Here is a 22,820-nt window from a genome sequence, read left to right as displayed (position 1 = left end):
GTTCGGGCGCGGAGCCCGGGGGGGTGGCTGGGGAGGCGGGGTGGCCGGGGCGGGCGGCCGGCTCAGTTCTCGGCGGCGATGATCTTCCGGGCCTTGACGGCGGCCTTCTCGTTCATGACCCGCCGGTCCTCCAGCACCTTCCGGTGACCGGCGATGACGGTCTTCTGCCGGCCGCTCTCGACGGCGAACACCGCCTGGATGTAACCGGTGTCGAGCTTGCACCGGGCGTCCGCGGCGGCGGTCTTCTTCTCCTTGACCGACGGCTTGTCCCTGCCGAACCAGTCGGTGTCCAGGGACGCCCGGTCCGGGTCGGGGTAGTGGAAGCCCTTGTCCCTCATGCAGTCCGACCAGGCGCGGTCGGCCTTCTTCCAGGCGGGGTCCTTGCGTGCCTGCTTCTGCGCTTCGGCCCAGAGCTGCATGGCGACCGAGTAGTAGCCGGAGAGCTTCAGGACGCCGATCTTCACCGGCGCGGGCTCGGGACCGTAGAGCTGGCGGGCCGCCTGCCCCAGACACCCGCCCTCGGGGACGGGACGGCCGTGCGCCTCATGGCTGTCGCCGGACTGGAAGGTACCGGTGAGGGCGATGTGCTGGTCGGCGGGCCACTCCAGGGGCCGCTCCGACTCCTGTTCCCGCGGCAGCAGGTTGTGGTAGCCCTGCTGGGCCGCCAGGTCGGGGTCGTCCACCCCGTACGGGCTGTCGTCGCCGAGCCTGCTGCTGCCGTGGAGGGTGCCCCGCCGCACCGGGTACGTCGACTCGACCGTCCTGAGGTCGAGCATCCCGAAGCCGGTGAACCCGAGCCCGACCATGCACCGCCTGGCGAGGATCCATTGGGCCGTGCCGACGGCCTTCGAGTCGGCGGCCTCCGGGTCCGGTACGTACGCCTGGAGCGGGAAGGCCCGCATGGTGTTGAGGCGGTGGGCCCCGTCGTCGGCATCGTCGTCGCCGCCGGCGACCTGGCATGCCGACACGGCGAGCAAGCCCGTCACAGCGAGGGGCAGGATTTTGCGCACCAGGTCATCCGATCAGTCCACGATCATGCGCGCTGTGATGGAACCCACAGTTCCGCCACAAGGTGCGCACAGGGCACTCCTGTGATCTCCGTTATGGCCGCCCGGAGCGTGGAGCTGATGAAGTGATCCCTCGTCAACTGACCACTGACAGAAGGGGGAACCATGACCATCGGCCACGGAACCCGGATCCGTACAAGGGCCGGCGTCGCGTTGGCGACCGGTGCCGTTCTGGGCGCGGGGGGCTTCGCGACCGCTCCCGCGCAGGCGGCCCCGGCCCGGCCCACGGCCGGCTCGGCGCACTCCGTCACGGCGGTGCCGCAGGTGTCGGCCCAGGGCGCGTACGCCATGAACCCGGCCACCGGCAAGCAGCTCTTCGCCAAGGCGCCGGACGGACGGCTGCGGACCGGCTCCACCACGAAGATCATGACGGCGCTCGTGGTGCTGTCACAGCGGAACGTGAACCTCGACAGGAAGGTCAGGATCAAGAAGGAGTACACGGACTACGTCATCGACCCGGTGACGCACTTGCAGCGCTACTCCAGCGCCAATCTGATCCTGGGCGACTCGATGAAGGTGCGCGACCTGCTGTACGGCCTGCTGCTCCCGTCGGGCTGCGACGCGGCCTACGCGCTGGCGGACACCTACGGCACGGGCTCGACGACGGCCCAGCGGACCAGGTCGTTCATCGCCCGGATGAACAGCAAGGCACACGAGCTGGGCCTGCGCGACACCCACTTCGATTCCTTCGACGGGGTGTCCAACGGGAAGAACTACTCGTCACCGAGGGACCTGGCCAGGCTGGCCGGAGCCGCGCTGCGGAACACGACGTTCAAGAAGGTCGTCGGCACCAAGGTCTACGACGACATGCAGTCGTACCGGCCCGGCGGCGGCACCCACGCCATGGCGGCGTGGAAGAACTCCAACAAGCTCCTGGCTTCGTACCGGGGCGCGTTCGGGGTGAAGACCGGCTCCGGGCCCGAGGCGAAGTTCTGCCTGGTGTTCGCGGCCACCCGCGGCTCCAGGACGGTCGTCGGCAGCATCCTCGCGGACACGTCCGCGGACCAGCGGTTCAAGGACGCGGCCAGGATCCTCGACTACGGCTTCACGCAGCGCGGCTGAGGCGGGGCCGCCGGGGGCCCGGGGCCCCGGGAGCCCGGCGGGCACGTACCCCGGCACCGGGGTGCCGGTGCCGGGGCGCCGGTGCCGGGGCGCCAGGGCCGGGGCGCCAGTGCCGGTGCCCCGGTGCCCCGGCACCCGGGGGAGCCCGCACCCGCTGGCCCGTCCGCGAGCGGCTACGACAGCTGGGACTGGACCTGGGAGGAGATCAGCTCCAGGTGGTCCAGGTCGCCGAGGTCGAGGAACTGGAGGTAGATCCGCCGGGAGCCGATCTCGGCGTACCGGCCGATCTTGTCGACGACCTCGGCCGGGGAGCCGGCCAGCCCGTTGGCCTTCAGCTCGTCCACCTCGCGGCCGATCGCGGCGGCGCGGCGGGCCACCTCCTGGTCGTCGCGGCCGACGCAGACGACGAGCGCGTTGGAGTACGTCAGCTCGTCCGCCTCGCGGCCCGCCTCCGCCGCGGCGGCCCTGACCCGGCCGAACTGCCGTTCGCTGTCCTCGATCGAGGCGAACGGGATGTTGAACTCGTCCGCATACCGCGCGGCGAGCCGCGGGGTACGGGTCGCGCCGTGGCCGCCGATGAGCACCGGGATCTTCCGCTGCGCGGGCTTGGGCAGCGCCGGTGACTCCGTGAGGTCGTAGTACGTGCCGTGGAAGTCGAAGGTCTTGCCCGCCTCGGTCGCCCACAGCCCGGTGACGATCGCGAGCTGCTCCTCCAGGCGGGCGAACTTCTCCTTCGGGAACGGGATGCCGTACGCCTTGTGCTCCTCCTCGAACCAGCCCGCGCCGAGGCCGAGTTCCACCCGGCCGCCGGACATCTGGTCGACCTGGGCGACCTGGATGGCGAGCACGCCGGGCAGGCGGAAGGTACCGGCGGTCATCAGCGTGCCGAGCCGGATGCGCTTGGTCTCGCGGGCCAGACCGGCCAGCGTGATCCAGGCGTCCGTGGGGCCGGGCAGGCCGTCCGCGCTGCCCATGCGCAGGTAGTGGTCGGAGCGGAAGAACGCGTCGAAGCCGAGATCCTCGGTGGCCTTGGCCACGGTGAGCAGGGTTTCGTAGGTGGCCCCTTGCTGGGGCTCGGTGAAGATTCGAAGGTCCATACACCTATCCTGCACGGCGACCGCCGTGCCGGCCGCGCCGGTGCCGTCCGGCACGGCCGTCCCCGGTCGGGTGAAAATCGTCCACCCGGCGCCCGGGCGTCGCTCCGAGCCGGTGACCGGCCCCCGCAGTGATCGTTGGGGTTTCGGAGCCGGACCGTCCGGCGCCCGCGCCGGACGGTGGCCGCCGTCGCGTGTCGACGCGCCGGCCCTGCCGGGGCCGGAGGCCGAGGAGGCCGTCTTGTCCGAAGAGTGCGTTCCCCAGCAGGCAGGCCCCGGCGAGCAGCCCGGCCACTCCACCGGCCGCCCGAAGGGGCTGCTGGAGCAGATGGAGGAACTGATGGCGGCACTGAACGCGGACCTGTCGGAGCTGGCGGATCTGCAGTCGGGGGCGCCGAGAGGCGACGCGGCCGACGGGACGGCCTGACCCGCCCACCCGGCACCCGGCGACCAGCACCCGGCACCCGGCACCCGGCCGGCGTCCTCGCGGCCTGCGCACCGGACGGGTCGCCCTCGCGGGACCACATGCCGCGCGGGCCGCCCTCTCGGGCTCACACACCGGACGGGCTGTCCTGGGTGTCCTCCGGTAAGACCTCCTCGCGCGCCGCGAGCTTGCGCAGCATCTCGCGGACGCGGTCGCGGGACTCGTCGGCCGCGTCGATCGCCTCCATGCACTGCCAGTACGTCGTCTCGTCGGCAGCGGCACTGGCCATGCCGACCAGGGATATGCCGACCTCGCCGAGCAGGCCGCCGAGGCAGATCAGTGTCTCCCGGGCGTCGTCCAGCTCGGTGAGCTGTGCGGCGCGCAGGTCGCCGGGGTCGAGTTCGGGCGGGTCCAGCACCCCGCAGCCCCGGCCCGCCAGCTCGGTCAGCCCCAGCGCCTCGCCGCGCAGCTCAGGCGGACCGGAGACCGCGAGGCGACTGCCGATCGCCTGGGCCAGGGCCTGTGCCTGCCAGACCTCCGCCATCATCTCCGCCGCGTCGGCGCCGCCCGCCAGGGCTCGCCTGCTCGCGAGGATGAGCCGTACCGCGTCCATGTGGTGCCCCCGTCCGTCCGCCGCGCCATCCGGCACTGCCGCCTTCACTCTTCTGTTCACTACCCAGCGTGAGGGCCCTTAGGGCGAAAAGCCAGAGGTAGCCCGAAATCTGTGGACAACAATTCGGATTCGGCGGCCGGTTCGACTTCGGAGAGTAATAACGGAATTCAGGAGTCCGCCTGTTGGTCCCGCGGACCGGCACCTCCTCGGCCCTCGGCGTCCGGCACGGGAAAGCGGTGCTCGTTGCGGTCGATCTTGGCGGCCAGCGCGGCCAGCGGGTCGATGCCGAGAACCTCGCAGAACTGCAGCAGGTAGGCCAGCACGTCGGCGACCTCGTCGGTGACGCGGTGCGCCGTGCCGGGGGCGTCCATCACCCGGGCGGACTCCTCGGGAGTCAGCCACTGGAAGATCTCGACCAGTTCGGACGCTTCCACCGAGAGGGCGGCGGCGAGGTTCTTGGGTGTGTGGTAGGGCTGCCAGTTCCGCGCGGCGGCGAACTCGGCCAGCCTGCGCTGGAGTAGGGCCAGGTCGGGGTGTTCCGTCACGGGTTCAGGTGTACCACCGTGACCCCGGGGGTGCCGGCGGACCATGAGGCGTCGCTCACGGCGGCCACACAGCGGATGTGTCCGCGCTCGCCCATCCGGACGGCCGTGTGCAGCAGCTCCCGGCGCTGGGCGGGGTCCAGGGCGCGGTCGAAGCCGTCGGCGAGGACGGTGAGGGTGCGCAGGGCGTCGGGCACCTCGCCCGGGGCGTCCATGGCCAGCACGCCGGGACCGGTGAGCAGCACCAGGGTCAGCGCGAGATAGCGCAGCTCGCCGTCGCCGAGCCGGGCGGTGTCGGTGCGGACGCCGTCGCCGCGGTCGAGCAGCGCCCGCACGGTGCCGTCGGCCAGCGGCTCGGCGATCAGGTCCGTCACGCGGCCGGCGCACCCGGCGTGCAGCGCCTCGACCAGCCGGCCGTGCCGGCGACCGCACTCCGCGCGCGTGCGCCACAGCACGTCCGCGAGGTTGTCGCAGCCGGGCAGCAGCCGCCCGGAGCCGGTGGGCACGGGGACGCGCATGTACTCGGGACGGGGATCGCAGGGGAACACGGAGCGCAGGGCGACGACCATCTGCTCGGCCGCCGCGAGCACATGACGCTGCCCGTCGGTCTTGCCGGCCACGCGCAGCGGCAGCAGGGCGGTGCCCAGACGGTCGTCGGGAAGCGGGGCGCGGGTCACCGGAGAGGATCCCGCGGTGTGCCAGGCGGCCTGGACGGTACGGCGCCCGGGATCGCGCAGGGCGGTCTCCAGCAGGACGACCCCGCGTGCGGTCAGCCGCTCCCCCACGATCCGCAGATCCGGTTCGGCCTGTACGGCCACGTCGAGCCGGACCGGGCCCTGCGCGCCGTCGGCCGTACACCCGATGCGGAAGCCCCGGCGGCCCTCGGCGTCTGGCCGCGCCCGCTCCGGTACGCACGCGGCCGGGTCGGGGAACGCCTCCTCCAAGGAGGCGCCACCGCCGAGCCGCGCCAGCGCCTCGTACGCGGTGAGCGCGGTCGTCTTGCCCGCGCCGCTGGGCCCCGCGAACAGGGTGACCGGTCCGAGGGGGAAACCGGCCCGCCGGTGCCCGGCGAAGGCCGACAGCCGTAACTCGGTGATCCGGGAGCGGAGGTCGAGGGGTGGGCGGGACCGCGCGGGGACGGTCCCGGCGGACACGTCGGCCGCCGGCGGCTCAGCGGACACGGAGGGCACGGCCATATGCGGACGGTAGGACTCCACCGACACGCCGAACCGTTTCGCCGTCGACACCTTCCTACGATCGGGGGACGTCCCCTCTCCGAGGACGACCCCGGCCCGAGCCCCTCGCTCCGCCACCGGGACGGCGGCCCAACCTGTGACCCGTCCATGGCGGGAGCCACCGCCCCGCCCCCGGCCGTGACCGGGACGGCGGCCCGGCCCGGCCCGTGACGGAAGCCACCGTCCCGCCCCGGCCCGCGACCGGGACGGCGGTCCGACCCGCGACCCGTCCGTGGCGGGAGCCACCGTCCCGACCGCGACCGGGACGGCGGTCCGAACCGCGACCCGTCCGTGGCGGGAGCCACCATTCCGCCCCCGGCCGTTACCGGGACTGCGGTCCCGGCCCCGGGTCAGCCGCCCGAGATGCCCGCGCCCTCCATCAGCCCGCTGACCTCCGTGCCCGGCGGGGTGAGGAGGAAGACGTTGCGGTCGACGCGGTGCATCCCGCTGCCCAGCCCGAAGACGACGCCCGTGCTGAAGTCGAGGACGCGCTTGGCGACGTCCCCCTCCGCGCCGGACAGGTCGAGCAGCACCGGCACCCCGGCCATCAAGGTCTCGGCGACCTCCCGGGCGTCCGCGAAGACGTTGACGCGCAGGACCACGAACCTGCGCCGGGTCTCGGTCTCGGCGTCCGGCAGCGAGCGGTGGCTCACCGCGGACGGCCAGGCGTCCCGGCCTCGCAGCGGCACGACCTGGGCGAGCCCTTCCCACTGTTCATCGGTGACGTCGTAACGGCTCACCGGCTACCCCTGACCTGACTCGCACTCAATCCCTGCACCAGCCAATTCTTACGCCAAGTCACCCGTTCGGCCCAACAACGACACGGTGCGCGACCGGCCTCGCGGGTCTTGCTCGGTGCGGTTCGGGCGCTCTGCACCGAATGAGCGGTTTCTCGCGGGGGGTCCCGCCCCGCTCCCCACCGGCCGCCTCCCCTGACTCTCCGCCCGCCGCCTCCCCCGGCTCGCCGAAAGCGGCGCGGGCCACCACCGCAAGAAGAGAAACCTCACAGCTCGCGCTCCACCCCCTGTTCGGCGGCCTGCCCTAGCATCCGACCATGACGGTCCTGCCTGACGACGGGCTCTCACTGGCCGCCGAGTTCCCTGACGCGACGCACGAGCAGTGGCAACGCCTGGTCGAAGGCGTACTGCGCAAGTCTGGCAAGGAGCTTTCCGGCGAGGCAGCTGAGGACGCCCTGTCCACGACGCTGGAGGACGGGCTGCGCACCCGGCCCCTGTACACCGCGCGCGACGCCGCGCCCGACCCCGGCCTGCCGGGCTTCGCCCCCTTCGTGCGGGGCGGCCGTCCGGAGGGCGCCATCACGAGCGGCTGGGACGTACGGCAGCGGCACACCTCGATCGCCGACGGCGCGCCGGACGCGGTCCTCACCGACCTGGAGAACGGCGGCACCTCCCTCTGGCTCGTGCTGGGCGAGGGCGGCATCCCGGTCTCCGAGCTGGGCCGTGCCCTCGACGGCGTCTACCTGGACCTGGCGCCGGTCGTCCTGGACGCGGGCCGCGACACCGGGCCGGCCGCCGAGGCCCTGCTGCGGCTGTACGCGGACAAGGGCGTCGACACCAAGGCCGTACGGGGTGCCCTGGGCGGCGATCCGCTCGGCTACGAGGCCCGTACCGGGACCCCGCTCGACTTCGCGCCGTACGCCGCGCTGGCCGCGCGCTGCGCCGAGGAGTTCCCGGGCCTGCGCGCGCTGACCGTCGACGCGCTGCCGTACCACGAGGCGGGCGGCTCGGCCGCGCAGGAGCTGGGCGCCTCGCTGGCCACCGGCGTGGCCTATCTCCGGGAGCTGACCGAGGCCGGACTCGGCGTCGAACAGGCCGCCGCCCAGCTGGAGTTCCGCTACGCGGCCACCGCCGACCAGTTCCTGACCATCGCCAAGCTGCGCGCCGCGCGCCGGCTGTGGGCGCGGGTCGCCGAGGTGTGCGGGGCGCCGGACGCGGGCGGCCAGGTGCAGCACGTGGTGACCTCGCCGGTGATGATGAGCCGCCGCGACCCGTGGGTGAACATGCTCCGCACGACGGTCGCGACCCTCGCCGCGGGGGTGGGCGGCGCCGACGCCGTGACCGTGCTGCCGTTCGACCACGCGCTCGGCCTGCCCGACGCGTTCGCCCGGCGGATCGCCCGCAACACCTCCACGATCCTGATCGAGGAGTCCCACCTGGCCCGGGTCATCGACCCGGCGGGCGGCTCCTGGTACGTCGAGCGGCTGACGGACGAACTCGCCGAGGCCGCCTGGCGGTTCTTCCGGTCCGTCGAGCGCGACGGCGGCCAGGCGGCCGGCCTGCGCTCGGGCCGGATCCGCACCGACCTGGCGACGACCTGGGCGGAGCGGTCCAAGCGGCTCGCCAAGCGGCGCGAGCCCATCACCGGGGTCAGCGAGTTCCCGTCGCTGGCCGAGAAGCCGGTGGAGCGCGTGCCCGCGCCGCAGCCGCCCTCCGGCGGCCTGCCGCGGGTGCGCCGCGACGAGGCGTACGAGGAGCTGCGCGCCCGGTCCGACGCCCATCTGGCGGCGACCGGCGCCCGGCCCCGGATCTTCCTCGCCACGATCGGCTCGCCCGCCGCCTACACCGCGCGCGCGACCTTCGCCGCCAACCTCTTCCAGGCAGGCGGCATCGAGCCGGTCTCCGAGGGGGACTTCGAGGACAGCGGCGCCACCGAGGCCGTGCTGTGCTCCAGCGACGCGCTCTACGCCGAACAGGCCGAGCGGACCGCCGAGTCGCTGCGCGCGGCCGGGGCCCGGCACGTGTTCCTGGCGGGCCGGGGCGACCACCCCGGCGTCGATTCGTACGTCTTCGCGGGCTGTGACGCCGTGGATGTGCTGTCCGCGACCCTCGACCGCATGGGAGTGTCCTGATGGGAATCCCCGACTTCTCCGGCATCGAGCTGGGCTCCCCGGTCGCCGGCGGCGGCGAGGCCGAGTGGCGCGCGGCCGTCGAGCGCGCCACCGGCGGGGCCCGGCCGCTGTGGGAGACCCCGGAGGGCATCGGGGTCAAGCCGCTGTACACCGGGCGCGACCTGGAGGGCCTGGACTTCCTGGGCACCTTCCCGGGCATGGCGCCGTATCTGCGCGGCCCGTACCCGACGATGTACGTCAACCAGCCCTGGACGATCCGCCAGTACGCGGGCTTCTCCACCGCCGAGGAGTCCAACGCGTTCTACCGGCGCAATCTGGCGGCCGGCCAGAAGGGCCTGTCGGTCGCCTTCGACCTGCCCACGCACCGGGGCTACGACAGCGACCACCCGCGGGTGACCGGCGACGTCGGCATGGCGGGCGTGGCCATCGACTCGATCCTCGACATGCGGCAGCTGTTCGACGGCATCCCGCTGGACAAGATGACCGTGTCGATGACGATGAACGGCGCCGTGCTGCCGGTGCTGGCGCTGTACATCGTGGCGGCGGAGGAACAGGGCGTACCGCCGGAGAAGCTGGCCGGGACCATTCAGAACGACATTCTGAAGGAGTTCATGGTCCGCAACACCTACATCTATCCGCCGAAGCCGTCGATGCGGATCATCTCCGACATCTTCGCGTACACCTCGCAGCGGATGCCCCGGTACAACTCCATCTCCATCTCCGGCTACCACATCCAGGAGGCCGGGGCGACGGCCGACCTGGAGCTGGCGTACACCCTCGCGGACGGCGTGGAGTACATCCGCGCCGGGCGGGAGGCCGGCCTGGACGTGGACGCGTTCGCGCCCCGGCTGTCGTTCTTCTGGGCGATCGGCATGAACTTCTTCATGGAGGTCGCCAAGCTGCGCGCGGCGCGCCTGCTGTGGGCGAAGCTGGTGAAGCAGTTCGACCCGAAGAACACCAAGTCCCTTTCGCTGCGCACCCACTCGCAGACCTCGGGCTGGTCGCTGACCGCGCAGGACGTGTTCAACAACGTCACGCGCACCTGTGTGGAGGCGATGGCGGCGACCCAGGGCCACACCCAGTCGCTGCACACCAACGCCCTGGACGAGGCCCTCGCGCTGCCGACCGACTTCTCGGCGCGCATCGCCCGCAACACCCAGCTGCTCATCCAGCAGGAGTCGGGCACCACCCGGGTCATCGACCCGTGGGGCGGCAGCGCCTACGTGGAGCGGCTCACGTACGACCTGGCGCGCCGGGCCTGGTCGCACATCCAGGAGGTCGAGCAGGCCGGCGGCATGGCCCAGGCCATCGACGCCGGCATCCCGAAGCTGCGCGTGGAGGAGGCGGCGGCCCGCACCCAGGCCCGCATCGACTCCGGGCGGCAGCCGGTGATCGGCGTCAACAAGTACCGGGTGGACAGTGACGAGCAGATCGAGGTCCTCAAGGTCGACAACTCCTCGGTGCGCACCCAGCAGATCGAGAAGTTGCGGCGGCTGCGCGCGGAGCGGGACGAGGCCGCGTGCCGGGACGCGCTGGACGCGCTGACCCGGGCGGCCGACGGCGGGGGCAACCTGCTGGAGCTGGCCGTGCACGCGGCCCGTGCCAAGGCCACCGTCGGTGAGATCTCCGACGCCCTGGAGAAGGTGTACGGGCGGCACGCGAGCCAGATCCGTACGATCTCCGGTGTGTACCGCAACGAAGCAGGCCAGTCCCCGTCCGTGGACCGCACCCGGGCCCTGGTGGACGCCTTCGAGGAGGCCGAGGGGCGCCGGCCGCGCATCCTGGTCGCCAAGATGGGCCAGGACGGCCACGACCGCGGCCAGAAGGTGATCGCGACCGCCTTCGCCGACCTCGGCTTCGACGTCGACGTCGGCCCGCTGTTCCAGACGCCCGAGGAGGTCGCCCGGCAGGCGGTCGAGGCGGACGTGCACGTGGTCGGCGTGTCCTCGCTGGCCGCCGGTCACCTCACGCTCGTCCCGGCGCTGCGCGAGCAGCTCGCCGAGGAGGGCCGCGAGGACATCATGATCGTGGTCGGCGGGGTCATCCCCCCGCAGGACGTGCCGACCCTGCTGGAGATGGGTGCCACGGCCGTGTTCCCGCCGGGGACGGTGATCCCGGACGCGGCCCACGACCTGGTCAAGCAGCTGTCGGCCGACCTCGGCCACGAGCTGTAGCGCCGATGGCAGCGATCGATCTCGACACCTATGTGAAGGGTGTGCTGGACGGGAAGCGGGCCCTGGTGGCCCGCGCCATCACGCTCGTCGAGTCCACCCGGCCACAGCACCGGGTGCTCGCCCAGCGGCTGCTCACCGAGCTGCTGCCGCACAGCGGCCGGGCGCGGCGGATCGGCGTGAGCGGGGTACCGGGTGTCGGCAAGTCGACGTTCATCGACGCGTTCGGCACCATGCTGACGGCGCTGGGCCACCGGGTGGCGGTGCTCGCCGTCGACCCCTCCTCCACCCGCACGGGCGGCTCGATCCTGGGCGACAAGACCCGCATGGAGCGGCTGGCGGTCGATCCGGCGGCCTTCGTGCGCCCCTCACCCAGCGCGGGCACGCTGGGCGGGGTCGCCAGGGCCACCCGGGAGTCGATGGTGGTGATGGAGGCGGCCGGCTACGACGTGATCCTGGTGGAGACCGTCGGCGTCGGCCAGTCCGAGACGGCGGTCGCCGACATGGTCGACTCCTTCCTGCTGCTGACCCTGGCCCGCACCGGCGACCAGCTCCAGGGCATCAAGAAGGGCGTCCTGGAGCTGGCCGACGTGATCGCCGTCAACAAGGCGGACGGCCCGCACGAGCGTGACGCCCGCGCGGCGGCGCGGGAACTGGCGGGCGCGCTGCGGCTGATGCACGGCAAGGACGCCTTCTGGACGCCGCCGGTGCTGCACTGCAGCGCCCGGGAGGCGGCCGGTCTGGACACGGTCTGGGAGCGCCTGGAGCAGCACCGCACCCTGCTCGACTCCACCGGGAAGCTGGCCGCCAAGCGGCGGGACCAGCAGGTCGGCTGGACCTGGGCGATGGTCCGCGACGAGCTGCTCGGCCGGCTGTACGGCGACCCGGCGGTGCGCGCGGCCGCCCCGGAGCTGGAACGGCAGGTCAGGGAGGGCCGGTTGACGGCGACTTCGGCGGCGGAGCGGATCCTGGCCGCCTTCGAGGGGCGCACGGCCGGCCCCGCCGGGGGCTGAACCGGCCGAAGTCCGCAGTGCCGTACTCACTTCCCGCGGGTGCGGCGGCCGTCGGGAGCCCCGGGGCAGGGGGTTCCCGGCGGCGTGGGGCGGCCGGGGCCGGTGGGGCGGGTTGCGCGGCGGGCGTCAGCCGGAAAGGATCGGTTCTTCGTGAGCCAACATTTCGATGTCCTTGTTCTGGGAGCGGGTCCGGGCGGCTACACAGCCGCGGTCCGCAGCGCGCAACTCGGTCTGTCCACCGCGGTGGTGGAGGAGCGGTACTGGGGCGGCGTCTGCCTCAACGTGGGGTGCATCCCCTCCAAGGCGCTGCTGCGCAACGCGGAGATGGTGCAGTTCGTCACGAACGAAGCCAAGGCGTACGGCATCTCGGTGGGCGACGACGTCTCCGCGGACTACGGGGTCGCCCACCAGCGCAGCCGCAAGGTGGCCGACGGCCGGGTCAAGGGCGTCCACTACTTGATGAAGAAGAACGCCATCACCCAGCTGGAGGGGCGGGGCGCCTTCACCGACGACCACACGCTGACGGTGACCTACCCGGACGGGCGTACGGAGACGGTGACCTTCGGCCACTGCATCATCGCCGCCGGTGCCACGCCGCGGCTGCTGCCCGGCACCGCCCTGTCGGACCGCGTGGTGACGTACGAGAGCCAGATCCTCAGCGAGACGCTGCCGGACAGCATCGTCATCGCGGGCGCCGGCGCCATCGGCGTGGAATTCGCCTATGTGCTGCGCAGCTACGGCGTGGACGTCACCATCGTCGAGTTCCTGGACCGCATGGTCCCGCTGGAGGACGAGGAGATCTCCAGGGAGCTGGCGAAGCACTACCGCAAGCTCGGTGTCGAGGTGCTCACGGGCACCGCGGTGGAGAGCATCGACGAGTCGGGCCCGCGGGTGCGCGTCACCGTGAACAGCAACGGTGAGCGCCGCGTCCTGGAGACCGACAAGGTGCTCCAGGCCATCGGCTTCGCCCCGAACGTCCAGGGCTACGGCCTGGAGAACACCGGTGTCCGCCTGACCGAGCGCGGTGCCGTCGACGTCGACGGGCGCTGCCGCACCAACGTGCCGCACATCTTCGCGATCGGGGACGTCACCGCCAAGCTGATGCTGGCGCACGCCGCCGAGTCCATGGGTGTCGTGGCCGCCGAGACGATTGCCGGCGCGGAGACCATGGAGCTGGACTACACCATGATCCCGCGGGCCACCTACTGCCAGCCGCAGGTGGCCAGCTTCGGCTGGACGGAGGCCCAGGCCCGCGAGCGCGGGTTCGACGTCCAGGTGGTCAAGTTCCCGTTCACCGCCAACGGCAAGGCCCACGGCCTGGGGCACCCCGTGGGCTTCGTCAAGGTCATCAGCGACGGCGAGCACGGCGAACTGCTCGGCGCCCACCTCATCGGCCCCGAGGTCACCGAGCTGCTGCCGGAGCTGACGCTGGCCCAGCAGTGGGACCTGACCGTGCACGAGGTCGCCCGTAACGTGCACGCGCATCCCACGCTCGGCGAGGCGGTCAAGGAGGCCGTCCACGGCCTGGCCGGCCACATGATCAACATGTAGCGGGGAGCACCCGTGCCGGCCGCCGTGCCCCGGCGCGGCGGCCGGCGTGCGCTCACCGCCGCCCGGGACGGTGGTCCCGGCCGGGCGGCCGGGGCCTCACGGCCGGGTGGCGGCGGCCCGGGTGCAGGTGCGGATGCGGTAGCGCAGTCCGGACGTGGAGGTCTGCCACCCCTTGTCCTCGGCGGTCCGCCATCCGGGGCCCGGTGCGGGAGCGTAGGTGTCGCCGTCCACCGCCGTGTCCACCTCGGTCACCGAGAGCGTCGTGGCGTACGCCAGGGCTGCGCGGTAGATCTCGCCGCCGCCGATCACCCAGACCATGGCGCCGACGGCCTGCTCGGACGGCTCGGCCGCGAGTTCCAGCGCGCGGGCGACGGATCCGGCACGTTCCGCGCCCGTGGCCGCCCAGCGCGGATCGCGCGTCACCACGATGTTGCGCCTGCCGGACAGCGGACGGAAGCGCGGCGGCAGGGAATCCCAGGTCTTGCGCCCCATCACCACGGGACAGCCCAGGGTGGTCTCCTTGAAGTGCGCCATGTCCTCGGGCAGCCGCCAGGGGATCGCGTTGCCCGCGCCGATCACACCGTCCGTGCTCTGCGCCCAGATCAGCCCGACGTTCACACCGCGACCGGAGCTTTGATCGCCGGGTGGTGCCGGTAGTCGAGCACCTCCACGTCGGAGTAGGCGTAGTCGAAGAGCGAGGCGGCCTTGCGAAGGCGCAGCCGGGGGAAGTCGAAGGGGGTCCGCGAGAGCTGTTCCGTCACCTGCTCGACGTGGTTGTCGTAGATGTGGCAGTCGCCGCCGGTCCAGATGAAGTCGCCCGGCTCGAGACCGGCCTGCTGCGCCACCATGTGGGTGAGGAGAGCGTAGCTGGCGATGTTGAAGGGGACGCCGAGGAAGAGGTCCGCGCTGCGCTGGTACAGCTGGCACGAGAGCCTGCCGTCGGCGACGTAGAACTGGAAGAAGGCGTGGCACGGCGCGAGGGCCATCTTGTCCAGGTCGGCCACGTTCCACGCGGACACGACCATCCGGCGGGAATCCGGATCCCGGCGGAGACAGTCGAGGATCTCGCTGATCTGGTCGATGTGCCTGCCGTCCGGGGTCGGCCAGGAGCGCCACTGCACGCCGTAGACCGGCCCCAGCTCGCCGTTCTCGTCGGCCCATTCGTCCCAGATCGTGACACCGTGCTCACGCAGCCAGCCGACGTTCGAGTCTCCGCGCAGGAACCACAGCAGTTCGTGGACGACGGATCTGAGATGCACCTTCTTCGTGGTGACCAGCGGCAGCCCCTGCGAGAGGTCGTAGCGCAGCTGGTGCCCGAAGACGCTCCGGGTCCCCGTGCCCGTCCGGTCGGATTTCGCCGTCCCGGAGGTGAGCACCGACCTCAGGAGATCCTCGTACTGGGTGTCCGCCATGGGCGTCGAGTCTACCGGCCCGCTATCCCCCTGCCCGCTCGTGCGGTGCGGCCGCCGCCGGCGGCACGGCCGCGGGGGCGGTGAAGAGCGCGCGGACGGCGGCACGGACCTGGCCGGCGACCACCTCGGGGGTGGAGGTGTCGAGCTTGCCGTCGAGGTGCAGGAACGCCAGGCCGTGCACGAGGGCCCACACCGTGGTCGAGAGCGCCTCCACGTCGGCGCCGGGGAAGGCGCCGCGGACGATGCCGTGGACGTACTCCGAGATCGCGGTGGTCGCGGCGACCCGCTCCTCGCTGTCCGGGTCGCAGGGCTCCGCGAACATCACCCGGAACAGCGCCGGGCGCTCCAGTGCGAAACGGACATAGGCGACGGCGACGGCCGCGAGCTCGTCGGGGGTGGCCGGCGAGGGGTGCGCGGCGGCCAGGTACGCGGCGAGTTCGCGGTAGCCCTGCGCGGCGACCGCGGAGACGAGCGCGTCCCGGTCCGCGTAGTGCCGGTAGGGGGCCGTCGCCGACACGCCTGCCCGCCGCGCCACCGCCCGCAGGGACAGCCCGGCGCTGCCGTCCTCCTCCAGCAGCTCGCGCGCGGCGCGCAGGCAGGCGGCGCGCAGATCGCCGTGGTGGTACGTACCGCTCGATTGCGACACAGGTCACGCTCCCTCATGTTTACGTCGCTTACATCGCCGCCCTAATGTGAACGATGCATACATCGTAGGCGATCGAGATCGAGAGGAAAACGCGGATGACCGACGAGCTGTTCACGCCCCTGCCCCTGCGCTCCGGCCGGGTCCTGGGCAACCGGATCGCCAAGGCGGCCATGGAGGAGAACATGGCCGGCGACGGCCAGCTCCCGGACCGGGAGCTGTTCGGTCTGTACCGGCGCTGGGCGGCCGGTGGCGCCGGACTGCTCATCACCGGCAACGTGATGGTCCACGCCGAGGCGCTGACCGGCCCCGCGGGGGTGGTGCTCGACGAGGCGGCGCCGCTGGAGCCCTTCGCCGAGTGGGCCGAGGCGGGCAGGTCCGGCGGCGGGGCGATCTGGATGCAGATCAACCACCCCGGCCGCCAGATCGGATCCGACATGCCCGGCGTCGTGTGGGGCCCGTCCGCGGTCGCCGTCGACCTGGGCAGGCACAGCGGTCGCTTCGGCCGTCCCGTCGCCATGACACCCGAGCAGATCCAGGCCACCGTGACCCGGTACGCGGTCACGGCCCAGCGCGCCGAGCAGGCGGGCTTCGACGGCGTGGAGGTGCACGCCGCGCACGGCTACCTGCTGTCGCAGTTCCTGTCCCCCCTGGTCAACAAGCGCACCGACCAGTGGGGCGGCTCGCTGGAGAACCGGGCCCGGATGCTGCTGGACGTCGTCCGGGCCGTACGCGCCGCCGTCTCCCCGTCCTTCGCGGTCGCGGTGAAACTCAACTCCGCCGACTTCCAGCGCGGCGGCTTCGACGCCGACGACGCCCGCCAGGTGATCGAGATGCTCGCACCGCTCGGCGTCGACCTGGTCGAACTGTCCGGCGGCAGCTACGAGAGCCCGGCGATGTCGGGCCGGCCCGCCGACGCACGCACCCAGGCCCGTGAGGCGTACTTCCTCGACCTGGCCAGGGACCTGGTCACGACCAGCCCGCTGCCGCTGATGCTCACCGGCGGCATCACCCGGCGGGCCACCGCCGAGCAGGTCCTCGGCAGTGGCGTGGCGGTCGTCGGGATGGGCACGGCCCTCGCCGTCACCCCGGACCTGCCCGACCGCTGGCGCCGGGGCCGCGAGGCCGACGCCCGGCTGCGGCCGGTCACCTGGTCCGACAAGGCGCTCGCCTCGGCCGCCGGCATGGCGCAGGTCCGCCACCAGATGCGCCGCATCGCCCGCGGAAGCCGCCCCACGCCCCGCACCCACCCGGCGTTCGCCCTCGTCGCCGAGCGGCGCAGGCAGCGACGGGCCCTGCGCCGCTACCGCGCCTGGCTGTCCGCGTCGCACGGCGCCGCGTGAGTGCGCGGGTACGCCCGCTGCTGACGGCGGGCCAGCCGGCTCAGCCGCCGTGCAGGGCCGCCCTCAGGAAGTCGACGGCGATCTTGCGGGCGATACCGGCGGCGTGGGTGTCGCGCAGGCTGTCCAGGAGAAGGAAGTCGTGGACCATGCCGCCCACCCGGACCGCGGTGACGTCCACACCGGCCTCGCGGAGCTTGTTGGCGTACTGCTCGCCCTCGTCACGCAGGACGTCGGCCTCGTCGGTGATGAGCAGGGTGGGCGGCAGGCCCCGCAGCTGCTCCAGGGACGCCTGGAGCGGGGAGGCGTACACCTCGGCGCGCTGGGCGGGGTCGGTGGTGTAGGCGTCCCAGAACCACTTCATGCCGTCGCGGGTCAGGTAGTACCCCTCGGCGAACTGCAGGTAGGAGGGGGTGTCGAAGTCGGCGTCGGTCACCGGGTAGAGGAGGCACTGGGCCTTGATGTCGAGCCCGCCGCGCTCCTTGTTCATCAGCGCGAAGACCGTCGACATGCAGCCGCCGACCGAATCGCCGGCGACGGCGACACGCGAGGTGTCCAGGCCGTGCTCCGCACCGTGCTGCGCGACCCACCGGCCCACGGCGTAGTTCTGCTCCACCTGCGTGGGGTACTTCGCCTCCGGTGCCCGGTCGTAGACGGGGAAGACCCCCGCGGCGTTCGCGCCCACGGTCAGTTCGCGGAACAAGCGGTCGTGGGTCTTGTCGTCGCCGAAGACCCAGCCGGCGCCGTGGATGAAGAACAGCACCGGGAGCGGCCCGGTCACGCCTTCGGGCCGGATGACGCGGGTACGGACCGTGCCCCACTCGCCGGCGTCGACGTCGACCCATTCCTCGGCGACCTCCGGACGGGGGACGCCGGCGCCGCTCTGCAGGCCGAGCAGGATGTCACGGCCCTGCTCCGGGGGGACCTCGTAGATCCGGGGGTGGGGATCGGTCGCCTCCGCCAGTTCCTGCGCGGCGGGTTCGAGGTACGGGGTGATCGGCGGTGGAAGTCGGTTCACGCTCACTCACTCCAGGTCTCGGGCACACCAGTGCCCGGTCGTGCGGACCGACGGACCGGCCACTGCCGGTGACGGTCGCCCGCGGGACGGCCCCTCGGTCCATCGTTGGGGCACCTACCGCAGCACGCAACCGCGTTGGGAGCACCCGGCGCGGCACACAACCCCGCAGGGGGCACCCGCCGCGGCACGCAACCCCGCAGGGGGCACCCACCCAACCCCGTCAGGGGCACCCACCGCGGCACGCAACCGCGTCAGGGGCACCCCGGCACCCAACCGCCACACCACGCCCCGTGGGCCTCCCCGCCGGATGGACGATGCGAAGGTGTGAGTGGCCGGGGTACATGGGGCGTCGGCGTCGAGGCGCAGCGCGCTCCCCGGGGCCGTTCTCCCCGGGGCCGGCCTACGGCACCCGCGGTGCGAGGTCCGCTTCCGGGCCGGCTCCACCGGCCCCTTCGCCGGCCGCTCCGACCGCCGCGTCCGTACGGAGGGCCCGCGCGTCTCCCCCGTCGCCCTGCCGGCCTCCCGGAGCCGCACCGTCGGCCCGGCCCCGGTCGTCGAGCGCACTCCCCCGGGCGGGGTCGTCGGACGCCGGTTGATCCGGACCGCCGGCCGGCGCGGCGGCACGCAGCGCCGCTTCGACCCGGCGGTTGCCGGTCATGGATGCCGTGACGGCCGTCATCGCCAGGAGGAGACCGGCGGCGGCGTAGAGCGGCGTGCGGACGTCGTAGGCGGTGGCCAGCCAGCCTCCGAGGAACGCCCCGAAGGGGGCGGCGCACATGGCCAGCATGCGCGAGGTGGAGGCGACCCGGCCCATCAGGTGGGCCGGGACGATCGCCTGCCGGAGGGAGGGCGCGAGCACCATCGTGGCGCCCATGCCGGCCCCGCAGACGGCGAGTGCCGCCCCGGCCACGTACGGGTCCGGGGCAGCGGCCAGGGCCAGGACGGCAAGTCCTTCGACAGCGGCCGTGCAGGTCAGCGCGGTGCCGGTGCCGAGTCGTCGGCCCAGCTGGGAGGCGACGCCCGCACCGATCAGGCCGCCGGTGGCCTCCGCCGTGAGGAGCAGGCCGAAGCCGTAGGTGTCGATGCCGAGGCGGTCGTGCGCGAAGAGGGCGAGGACGGTCTCCACGGCGAGGAAGGCGACGTTCCCGACCGCCGGACGGAGCGCGAGCCCGAGCAGCAGCCGGTCCCCGAAGACGTACGAGGCCCCGGCCCGCGCCTGCCGGAGCAGTGGCTCGCGGACCTCCGGCACGGGGCGTGGCGTGGCGGGCAGCGTACGGACGAGCAGCGCGGAGAGCAGGAACGACACCGCGTCGGCCAGCAGCGGGACCGCCCGCCCGAGCGCGAGCAGCGCACTGCCCGCGGGCGGCCCGGCGAATCCCGACATCGCGGTCTGGGCTCCGCGCAGGCGGGAGTTGGCGCGCTGAAGGAGCGCGGGGTCGCGGCGGAGCAGGTCCGGCAGATAGGCCGTGGCGGCCGTGTCGAAGAAGAGACCGCCGAGGCCGAGCAGGAAGGCGACGGCCGCGAGCAGCGGAATGCCCAGCTGGTCGAGCGCGGCGGCCACCGCCGGTATCGCGAGCAGCACCGCACGCGCCGCGTCCGCGACCCACATCGTGCGCCGACGGTCCCAGCGGTCCACCAGCGTACCGCCGAGCACCCCGAAGAGCAGCCACGGCAGCGTCCCGGCGGCCGTGACGACGGCGAGCGCCATCGGATCCCGCGTCGACGTCAGCGCGATCAGCGGCAGCGCGGCGTGCGACACCCCGTCGCCGAGCGAGGACACCGTCTGCGCGGTCCACAGCCGCCCGAACCCGGTCGGCAACCGCCCTACTTCTGCGTTCACTTGTCGCCCCCCTCGACCTGGTCGCGCCTCGCCGGGTGGAACAGCGCGAAGACGAGTGACGTGTCCGGCAGCGAGGGATCGGACAGCTCGCGGTACTCGTCCGCCAGCGCCTCCAGCCGCGCACCCAGCTCGGCGAACTGCTCGTCGGTGAGCCGCAGATGCGCCATCCGCACGTGCCGCTCGCCGTCCACCGGCGACGCCTCCAGGTCCGCCACCGCATGCCGCATCAGCACGTCCGGCCCGCCTTCGCCCGGGTCAGGCAGCACGATCGCCCGGGCGGCCATGGCGTAGTACCGCTCGGTGACGCCCCGGACCTTCCGCGTCCGCACCACCTTCACCAGGCCGGCCCGCTCCAGCAGCCGCACGTGGTAGCTGGAACTCCCCTTCGCGAGGCCCACCCGCTCGGCGATCTGCGTGATCGTCGCCGGCTCGAAGCGGAGCACGGCCATGATCCGGTGGCGCGTCAGATTGGAGACGGCGCGCAGCTGTTCGTCCGTGGTGACGTGAAACGTCTCGGGGACATCGTCGGTAGGCATGCGCGCAATGGTCAACGATTCTTGACCATTGCGCAAGGGGATTCCCGCGGGCTTCCACGATTCGAGTCGCCGGGCCACCGGGCGGCCGAGCCGTCGAGCCGTCAGGCCGCCAGGCCGGCCAAGCCGTCAGGCCGGCCAAGCCGTCGGGTCGCCGGACCGTCCGGGCCGTCGGACCGTCGCGTCGCCGGACCGGCCGGGCAGTCGCATCGCCCGGCCGCCGGGCCGCCAGGCCGCCAGGCCGCCAGGCCGGCCGAACCCTCGGGTCGCCGAGCCCTGGGGGCGCCGGGCCGTCGCGTCACCGGGCCGTCGGGGCGCCGGGTCGGCCGGGATCTCTGCGTGCCGTCGCTCCTGAGGGCACCGGGTGCGGTCCTCAGGCGTGGCCCAGTCGCCGGTCGAGGGCGGCACCGACGCCGGGGCAGTTCTCGCGGACGGTGTCGAGGAAGGCGTCCAGCACCGGGGAGCGGTCCCGGTCGGCGAAGGACAGGACCAGGTCGGGCAGCGCCGTCCTCGGGGTCACCTCGCAGAAGCGGATCCCCGGTCGCGGGGCCGACCGCATGCGAGAGGGCCCGAGGCCCACGCCGACCCCGCAGGCCGCCAGGCCCATGATCGTGTGCACGTCCCGGGCCACGGTGGCGTTCTCCAGCGCGGCGACGTCCTCGCCGAGCAGGATGCGCAGACCGGCGGCGACGGCGGGCTCGTCCTCCCCGGCGGCCACGACCAGCGGCTGCCGTCGCAGCTGGTCCACGCTCACCGACGCCTGGCCGGCGTAGGGGTGCTCGCTGCCGACCACGGCGATCAGATGGTCATGCCCGACCGGGACGGACACCAGACGCTCGGCCCCGGCGCCCCGGGGCGGTCCGAGGGTGACGGCCACGTCCAGTTCGCCGGCGACGAGGGCGGCGGCGCTGCGGCGGGACGCCATCTCGTGCAGCTCCAGCCGTACCTCGGGCCGCTCGCGGCCGAACCGGCCCAGGACGCCCGGGAGCGGATCGAGCAACGCGGAGGCGATGAACCCCAGCCGCAGCCGGCCCGTCTCACCCCGTGCCGCCCGGTCGGCGTCGACCGCGGCCGCCGCCATCTCGTCCAGTGCCCGCCGCGCCCGGACGAGGAACGCCTCGCCCGCGGCGGTCGGGAACACGCCCTGCCGGGTCCGGTCGAACAACCGGGCCCCGGTCTCGCGTTCCAGGTCGGCGATCTGCTTGGACAACGGGGGCTGCGCGATGCCGAGCGCGCGTGCCGCCCGGCCGAAGTGCCCGTGCTCGGCGAGGGCCAGCGCGTACCGCAGATGCCGTGCTTCCACGAACGCTCCGTCCATACACGCGAAGTATCACCACCGGGCATTCCATATCTTCCACTGGACCGATCCACCGTCACCGGCTGGGGTGGGCGTCATGCAGCCCTCCTTCAACGACGCGTACACCGAAGACCCCGCGGGCACCGAGAACGCCGCGCACGGCACGGGCACCGGGCCGGACGACACCGTCTTCGTCCTCGTCCACGGTGCCTGGCACGGCTCGTGGCAGTGGGCGGCGACGCAGCGGGCGCTCGCCGGCCTCGGTGCCGCGAGCGTCGCCGTCGACCTGCCCGGGCACGGCTTCGACGCTCCCTTGCCCAGCGGGTACCTGCTGCCCGGCCGTCCCGGTCTGCTGACCGAGAGATCGCAGCTCGCCGACGTGACGACGGAGGACTGCGCCGACGCCGTCCTCGACACGCTGCGCCGGGTCCGCCGCTACCGCCGGGTCGTGCTCGTCGCCCACAGCGTGGGCGGGGGTCCCGCGTCGCTGGCCGCGGAGCGCGCGCCCGAGCTGGTCGACCGTGTCGTCTACCTCTCCGCGTTCGTCCCCGCCGGCCGTCCCCGGTTCTTCGACTACCTGGACGCGCCCGAGAACACCACCGCACGGGGGCAGAGCCTCCACCTCGCCGACCCCGCGACACTGGGAGCCGTGCGCATCGACCCGCTCTCGCCGGACCCCGACTACGTCGAGGAACTGCGGCAGACGTACTACCACGACGCGCCCGCCGACCGCTTCGACCGCTGGCGCTCCGCGCTGAGCCCCGATCTGCCGCTGGCCGTCGCGGCGGCCCCCGTCACCCTGACCGCGGCACGATGGGGCCGCATCCCGCGTACCTTCCTGCGCTGCGCGGACGACCGGGCACTGCCGACGGCCACGCAGGATCTGATGATCACGGAGGCCGACCGGGCCATGCCCGGTGAGCCGTTCACCGTCCGTACCCTGCCGGGCGGTCACAGCCCCTTCGCCGCCCGCCCGCAGGAACTCGCCGAGGCCCTGGCCCGGCTGCACTGATGCGCCGGGGCCGTGGCGCCGGGCGGGGGCGCGGTCCGCGGCCGTCCGGATCAGCTCGCCGGGTCAGCTCGCCGGGTCAGCTCG

21 protein-coding genes are annotated in these 22,820 nt (G+C 73.2%); 8 read left to right on the top strand and 13 right to left on the bottom strand.

Going from position 1 to position 22,820, the window contains the following annotated elements; genetic code table 11:
* Window positions 1–62: 62 nt before the first annotated feature.
* A complete protein-coding gene (locus tag GT045_RS01935) occupies window positions 63–986 on the bottom strand; it encodes a hypothetical protein (protein WP_345942522.1) in 924 nt (307 codons plus the stop codon).
* A gap of 186 nt (window positions 987–1,172) precedes the next feature.
* Between GT045_RS01935 and GT045_RS01930 the strand changes: the two genes are divergently transcribed.
* Window positions 1,173–2,129, top strand: coding sequence for a D-alanyl-D-alanine carboxypeptidase (locus GT045_RS01930; protein WP_161293006.1), 957 nt, complete (start codon window positions 1,173–1,175; stop codon window positions 2,127–2,129).
* A gap of 173 nt (window positions 2,130–2,302) precedes the next feature.
* Here GT045_RS01930 and GT045_RS01925 read toward each other — a convergent pair whose 3' ends face one another.
* On the bottom strand, window positions 2,303–3,226 hold the full coding sequence (locus GT045_RS01925; protein WP_161333082.1) for an LLM class F420-dependent oxidoreductase: 924 nt from the start codon (window positions 3,224–3,226) through the stop codon (window positions 2,303–2,305).
* Between the two features lie 238 nt (window positions 3,227–3,464).
* Here GT045_RS01925 and GT045_RS01920 point away from each other — a divergent pair, with 238 nt between their 5' ends.
* Window positions 3,465–3,650 carry a hypothetical protein gene (locus GT045_RS01920; RefSeq protein ID WP_161333081.1) on the top strand — a complete coding sequence of 62 codons (186 nt, stop codon included), beginning with the start codon at window positions 3,465–3,467 and terminating at the stop codon, window positions 3,648–3,650.
* Between the two features lie 124 nt (window positions 3,651–3,774).
* On the opposite strand, the gene GT045_RS01915 is transcribed toward GT045_RS01920, so the two are convergent.
* The 4 genes from GT045_RS01915 to GT045_RS01900 form a co-directional block, all read right to left on the bottom strand.
* On the bottom strand, window positions 3,775–4,260 hold the full coding sequence (locus GT045_RS01915) for a DUF6099 family protein (RefSeq protein ID WP_202515859.1): 486 nt from the start codon (window positions 4,258–4,260) through the stop codon (window positions 3,775–3,777).
* Window positions 4,261–4,427: 167 nt separating this feature from the next.
* Window positions 4,428–4,850: a nucleotide pyrophosphohydrolase gene (locus tag GT045_RS01910; RefSeq protein ID WP_202526852.1), complete on the bottom strand. Its 423-nt coding sequence runs from the start codon at window positions 4,848–4,850 to the stop codon at window positions 4,428–4,430.
* Window positions 4,802–5,998, bottom strand: coding sequence for an ATP-binding protein (locus GT045_RS01905; protein WP_161333079.1), 1,197 nt, complete (start codon window positions 5,996–5,998; stop codon window positions 4,802–4,804). The genes GT045_RS01910 and GT045_RS01905 overlap by 49 nt, the downstream gene beginning before the upstream one ends.
* Before the next feature lie 389 nt (window positions 5,999–6,387).
* Window positions 6,388–6,777, bottom strand: a complete 390-nt coding sequence (locus GT045_RS01900) for a cell division protein SepF (protein ID WP_161292996.1) — start codon at window positions 6,775–6,777, stop codon at window positions 6,388–6,390.
* Window positions 6,778–7,091: 314 nt separating this feature from the next.
* Between GT045_RS01900 and GT045_RS01895 the strand changes: the two genes are divergently transcribed.
* The 4 genes from GT045_RS01895 (at window position 7,092) to lpdA (ending at window position 13,641) form a co-directional block, all read left to right on the top strand.
* On the top strand, window positions 7,092–8,906 hold the full coding sequence (locus tag GT045_RS01895) for a methylmalonyl-CoA mutase family protein (protein ID WP_161292994.1): 1,815 nt from the start codon (window positions 7,092–7,094) through the stop codon (window positions 8,904–8,906).
* Entirely contained in the window at window positions 8,906–11,080 is a 2,175-nt protein-coding gene (gene scpA, locus GT045_RS01890; RefSeq protein WP_161292992.1) for a methylmalonyl-CoA mutase, read from the top strand. The genes GT045_RS01895 and scpA overlap by 1 nt, the downstream gene beginning before the upstream one ends.
* A gap of 5 nt (window positions 11,081–11,085) precedes the next feature.
* The gene (gene meaB, locus GT045_RS01885; protein ID WP_161333078.1) at window positions 11,086–12,090 is read left to right on the top strand and encodes a methylmalonyl Co-A mutase-associated GTPase MeaB; all 1,005 of its coding nucleotides are present in this window, start codon (window positions 11,086–11,088) and stop codon (window positions 12,088–12,090) included.
* Window positions 12,091–12,240: 150 nt separating this feature from the next.
* On the top strand, window positions 12,241–13,641 hold the full coding sequence (gene lpdA, locus GT045_RS01880; RefSeq protein ID WP_161292987.1) for a dihydrolipoyl dehydrogenase: 1,401 nt from the start codon (window positions 12,241–12,243) through the stop codon (window positions 13,639–13,641).
* A 96-nt stretch (window positions 13,642–13,737) separates the two neighbouring features.
* Here lpdA and GT045_RS01875 read toward each other — a convergent pair whose 3' ends face one another.
* Genes GT045_RS01875 through GT045_RS01865 form a run of 3 tightly spaced genes read right to left on the bottom strand, consistent with a single transcriptional unit; the run spans window position 13,738 to window position 15,699 of the window.
* Complete coding sequence (locus GT045_RS01875) at window positions 13,738–14,259, bottom strand: dihydrofolate reductase (RefSeq protein WP_161333077.1); 522 nt, start codon at window positions 14,257–14,259, stop codon at window positions 13,738–13,740.
* Entirely contained in the window at window positions 14,256–15,053 is a 798-nt protein-coding gene (locus GT045_RS01870) for a thymidylate synthase (RefSeq protein WP_161291179.1), read from the bottom strand. The genes GT045_RS01875 and GT045_RS01870 overlap by 4 nt, the downstream gene beginning before the upstream one ends.
* A 22-nt stretch (window positions 15,054–15,075) precedes the next feature.
* The gene (locus GT045_RS01865; RefSeq protein WP_161291177.1) at window positions 15,076–15,699 is read right to left on the bottom strand and encodes a TetR/AcrR family transcriptional regulator; all 624 of its coding nucleotides are present in this window, start codon (window positions 15,697–15,699) and stop codon (window positions 15,076–15,078) included.
* A 95-nt stretch (window positions 15,700–15,794) separates the two neighbouring features.
* Between GT045_RS01865 and GT045_RS01860 the strand changes: the two genes are divergently transcribed.
* Complete coding sequence (locus GT045_RS01860; RefSeq protein WP_161291175.1) at window positions 15,795–17,039, top strand: NADH:flavin oxidoreductase/NADH oxidase family protein; 1,245 nt, start codon at window positions 15,795–15,797, stop codon at window positions 17,037–17,039.
* Between the two features lie 40 nt (window positions 17,040–17,079).
* On the opposite strand, the gene GT045_RS01855 is transcribed toward GT045_RS01860, so the two are convergent.
* The 4 genes from GT045_RS01855 to GT045_RS01840 form a co-directional block, all read right to left on the bottom strand.
* On the bottom strand, window positions 17,080–18,054 hold the full coding sequence (locus GT045_RS01855) for an alpha/beta hydrolase (protein WP_161291173.1): 975 nt from the start codon (window positions 18,052–18,054) through the stop codon (window positions 17,080–17,082).
* Between the two features lie 400 nt (window positions 18,055–18,454).
* A complete protein-coding gene (locus tag GT045_RS01850) occupies window positions 18,455–19,894 on the bottom strand; it encodes an MFS transporter (RefSeq protein ID WP_345942521.1) in 1,440 nt (479 codons plus the stop codon).
* Window positions 19,891–20,430, bottom strand: a complete 540-nt coding sequence (locus tag GT045_RS01845; protein ID WP_161333076.1) for a winged helix-turn-helix domain-containing protein — start codon at window positions 20,428–20,430, stop codon at window positions 19,891–19,893. The genes GT045_RS01850 and GT045_RS01845 overlap by 4 nt, the downstream gene beginning before the upstream one ends.
* Before the next feature lie 370 nt (window positions 20,431–20,800).
* Window positions 20,801–21,730 carry a LysR family transcriptional regulator gene (locus GT045_RS01840; RefSeq protein ID WP_161297840.1) on the bottom strand — a complete coding sequence of 310 codons (930 nt, stop codon included), beginning with the start codon at window positions 21,728–21,730 and terminating at the stop codon, window positions 20,801–20,803.
* A gap of 91 nt (window positions 21,731–21,821) precedes the next feature.
* On the opposite strand from GT045_RS01840, the gene GT045_RS01835 reads away from it, so the two are divergent.
* The gene (locus GT045_RS01835; RefSeq protein WP_161333075.1) at window positions 21,822–22,736 is read left to right on the top strand and encodes an alpha/beta hydrolase; all 915 of its coding nucleotides are present in this window, start codon (window positions 21,822–21,824) and stop codon (window positions 22,734–22,736) included.
* Window positions 22,737–22,820: the final 84 nt, after the last annotated feature.

Source organism: Streptomyces sp. SID486 (assembly GCF_009865385.1).
Taxonomy (GTDB): domain Bacteria; phylum Actinomycetota; class Actinomycetes; order Streptomycetales; family Streptomycetaceae; genus Streptomyces.
The sequence above is the reverse complement of the archived record's forward strand: the minus strand, read 5'-3'. Positions and strand labels throughout refer to the sequence as shown.

Bases quoted from the DNA above. Each gene is read 5' to 3' on its own strand.
- meaB (WP_161333078.1), top strand. From the start codon at position 11,086: ATGGCAGCGATCGATCTCGACACCTATGTGAAGGGTGTGCTGGACGGG.
- GT045_RS01870 (WP_161291179.1), bottom strand. From the start codon at position 15,053: ATGGCGGACACCCAGTACGAGGATCTCCTGAGGTCGGTGCTCACCTCC.
- GT045_RS01860 (WP_161291175.1), top strand. From the start codon at position 15,795: ATGACCGACGAGCTGTTCACGCCCCTGCCCCTGCGCTCCGGCCGGGTC.
- GT045_RS01915 (WP_202515859.1), bottom strand. From the start codon at position 4,260: ATGGACGCGGTACGGCTCATCCTCGCGAGCAGGCGAGCCCTGGCGGGC.
- scpA (WP_161292992.1), top strand. From the start codon at position 8,906: ATGGGAATCCCCGACTTCTCCGGCATCGAGCTGGGCTCCCCGGTCGCC.
- GT045_RS01930 (WP_161293006.1), top strand. From the start codon at position 1,173: ATGACCATCGGCCACGGAACCCGGATCCGTACAAGGGCCGGCGTCGCG.
- GT045_RS01910 (WP_202526852.1), bottom strand. From the start codon at position 4,850: ATGGTCCGCCGGCACCCCCGGGGTCACGGTGGTACACCTGAACCCGTG.
- GT045_RS01835 (WP_161333075.1), top strand. From the start codon at position 21,822: ATGCAGCCCTCCTTCAACGACGCGTACACCGAAGACCCCGCGGGCACC.
- GT045_RS01845 (WP_161333076.1), bottom strand. From the start codon at position 20,430: ATGCCTACCGACGATGTCCCCGAGACGTTTCACGTCACCACGGACGAA.
- GT045_RS01895 (WP_161292994.1), top strand. From the start codon at position 7,092: ATGACGGTCCTGCCTGACGACGGGCTCTCACTGGCCGCCGAGTTCCCT.
- GT045_RS01905 (WP_161333079.1), bottom strand. From the start codon at position 5,998: ATGGCCGTGCCCTCCGTGTCCGCTGAGCCGCCGGCGGCCGACGTGTCC.
- GT045_RS01925 (WP_161333082.1), bottom strand. From the start codon at position 3,226: ATGGACCTTCGAATCTTCACCGAGCCCCAGCAAGGGGCCACCTACGAA.